We start from the raw sequence: 2,999 nt of genomic DNA on the forward strand, positions 1-2,999 counted from the left end.
GAATAAGAAATTGGTGTCTCTCGTGATCGGTAGCATTTTTGCATCCCCTGTTTTTGCCGACACACTATCGAACCCACAGATTGGTGTTGTTGTTGATGGCTACTACCAAGATGGCCAACGTCATAATTCTGAGCGCGAAGAAGGCTTTGGTCTAGGCCATACGGAATTAAACTTCTCATCAAATATCGACGACAAGTTTTACGGCGCATTGACCGCGGTTCTTGAAAGTCATGGTGATGAGACAGAATTAGAGCTTGAAGAGGCATTCATCGAAACTTTGGCATTGCCATATGGTGTAAACGTGCGCGCTGGCCGATTCCTATCTGACTTTGGTTACCTGAACAACCAACACATGCACACCGATAGCTTTGTTGAGCGTCCAATTGCTTATCGTACTTTCCTTGGCTCGCACTACTACGATGATGGTGTACGTGCAAACATCGTGTTACCAACCGACCTTTATGTAAAACTTGGTGTAGAAGCGCTCAGTGGTAGCAAAATGTCTTCTGTCGAAGATGGTTCTGAAGTTGGCGTGTACACCACGACGCTGAAGCTTGGTAGTGACTTCTCCGAATCTTCAAGTTGGCAGTTTGGTTTAAGTTACCTGCGCAACGAAAACGGCAAGGTTAAAGAATTCGAAGATCACGACCACGGTCATGAAGAAGAGCATGATCACGATCACCATCATGGCGCAGCAGTGACAGGTGCGAACCTTTACGGTGCTGATTTTGTTTGGAAATGGGCACCAGACGGTAATTACAAATACAGCAACTTCACGCTATCGGCTGAATACATGCTGTTAGACGGTGTGGTAGATAGCAAATATAAAAACGATGCAGAGTCACCAGACAACTTAAGCGCTTACTATGTTTCGGGTGTTTATCGCTTCAACCCAAGCTGGTCAGCAGGTCTACGTTACGGCGAAGCAGAAAGCTACGATGGTCATGCACATGGCGACCACATGCATTTTACTGAGCTGAATGATAAAGAAATGGATGCGATGATCGCATGGGATTCTTCTCACTTCGGTACTATCCGTGCGCAATACACTCGCATTGATAACCAAGACAGTGAGACAGACAACGTGTTCACTCTGCAATACGTGATGACATTTGGAGCGCACGGTGCTCATGCGTTCTAAGCTGACATTAAATAAATGCAGTTTGGTGATGATGGCGGCAGGAGCTGCCATCATTGCTTCGCCTGCTTCGGCTCTAAACATTTTCGTTTGTGAGCCAGAATGGAAAGCCTTTCTTGAAAGCCACGCGCCAGATGCCAGTATTTATTCAGCGACAACGGCTAAGCAAGACCCACATTACGTACAAGCTCGTCCTTCTTTGATTGCGAAGATGCGCCAAGCGGACATGGCAATGTGTTCGGGCGCAGAGCTAGAGGTGGGGTGGTTACCTATGCTGCAAGTTCGTAGCAGCAATGCGGCGGTGCAAAATGGTGCGCCGAGCATGATCTACGCGACGGACTTCGTGCGCATGTTAGATACTCATGCTCACGTTGACCGTAGCATGGGAGATATACACGCTCACGGTAACCCACATGTTCAATTTGCGGCAAATGACATGATTCCATTATCTCGTAAAGTCACGGAGCGCCTAAAAGCGATTGATCCCGACAACGCACAAAGTTACCAAGTGAATGGTATGAAGTTTCGTGCTCATTGGCGTAAAAAGCTTAAAGAATGGAATGAGAAAGGGGCTGCTTTAAAGGGTAAGCAAGTTGTCGGTTATCACGCGACGTATCGTTATTTGTACGATTGGCTCGGAATGAAGCAGATTGCCGATCTCGAACCTAAACCGGGCATTTCACCGACCACATCTCACCTGCAATCACTCACCAAGTTAAATGCCGACAGTTTTGATGCGATTGTTTACTCCTCTCATCAGGATCAGCGTCCAGCGAACTGGTTGCAAGATCATACTGACAAACCTGTGATTCAACTGCCATTGACCGTTTCTGAGGGTGAAAGCTTGGATGAGATGTACGATCAGGTCATTGATGATTTACTGGATGTGTTAGTGCCGCCCGTTCCTGTGAGGATCTAAGTATGGCGGATTATGCATGGCTTTTACCTGCGGTTTTGTGTGGTTTAATTGCGTTGGTTGGCAACATCGTTCTGGGGCAACAAGTTCTTAATCGTCAGATCATCTTTATAGATTTGGCGGTGGCGCAAGTTGCGGCATTGGGGGCAGCACTAAGCCACTACTGGTTGAGCCAATACGCGCTGTTCTCAGGCTCATTCTTTGGCGAAATGATTGGCCCTTGGGTGATGTCTTTGATGCTTTGCGGTTTGATTGCCTTAATGGAGAAACGATACCAGCAACATTTAGAGCCCATGATTGGCAGCTTGTTTGTCGTGTCTGCATCGCTGGCGATCCTGCTGGTGAGTAAAGACCCACACGGCGGAGACTTTATTCAAGGCATTCTTAATGGGCAATTGTTATGGGCGACTTGGGCAGACGTTTGGCCTCTGGCACTCGTTACCGCTGCGATGTTGCTATTGGTTTGGTTAAAACCTGCGTTTATGCGCGGTAGTGGTTTTTATCTGATCTTTGCAATCCTGATGCCCATTACGGTCAAGTTAACCGGCATTTATTTAGAATTTGCTTTGTTGGTTATTCCAGCTTTATGTGCGGCAGCATTGAAGGGAACTCGATTCTTTGTCGCTAGTATCAGCATTGGTATTGTTGGGATCTTATCGGGTATTGCCGCATCGGCTCGCTATGACTTACCGAGTGGTGTGAGTATTGTGATCACCCTGTTTATTGCTGGCATGTTGTTTAATCTCTTGCTTCAGCCTTTTCTGGTGAAAATAACAAAACCAGCTTTTGTAAGAGATTAAGAGACAAGTAATATTGGTCTGATGAAGTAGTATTTGATTAATCAGACCAATACTTTTCTATCCAAGTCCTCCAATCGTGTAACTTTGCGCCTTCCAACACACTTTCTTACGTTGATCTTGCCATAGTCATCAAGTTGCCTTGATT

At 46.3% G+C, this 2,999-nt stretch carries 3 protein-coding genes; all 3 read left to right on the plus strand.

Going from position 1 to position 2,999, the window contains the following annotated elements; all coding sequences use genetic code 11:
- The coding region (locus CAG68_RS16480; RefSeq protein ID WP_237667890.1) for a hypothetical protein at window positions 1-1,141 on the plus strand (1,141 nt) is incomplete at its 5' end.
- Window positions 1,131-2,057 carry a metal ABC transporter solute-binding protein, Zn/Mn family gene (locus tag CAG68_RS16485; RefSeq protein ID WP_025767961.1) on the plus strand — a complete coding sequence of 309 codons (927 nt, stop codon included), beginning with the start codon at window positions 1,131-1,133 and terminating at the stop codon, window positions 2,055-2,057. The genes CAG68_RS16480 and CAG68_RS16485, both read left to right, overlap by 11 nt.
- Before the next feature lie 2 nt (window positions 2,058-2,059).
- Window positions 2,060-2,854, plus strand: a complete 795-nt coding sequence (locus tag CAG68_RS16490; protein ID WP_054729322.1) for a metal ABC transporter permease — start codon at window positions 2,060-2,062, stop codon at window positions 2,852-2,854.
- Window positions 2,855-2,999: the final 145 nt, after the last annotated feature.

This window comes from Vibrio sp. V42_P2S4T144 (assembly GCF_009904715.1).
GTDB lineage: Bacteria > Pseudomonadota > Gammaproteobacteria > Enterobacterales > Vibrionaceae > Vibrio > Vibrio alginolyticus.

Coding starts and splice junctions, on each gene's coding strand:
- CAG68_RS16485 (WP_025767961.1), top strand. CDS start 1,131: ATGCGTTCTAAGCTGACATTAAATAAATGCAGTTTGGTGATGATGGCG.
- CAG68_RS16490 (WP_054729322.1), top strand. CDS start 2,060: ATGGCGGATTATGCATGGCTTTTACCTGCGGTTTTGTGTGGTTTAATT.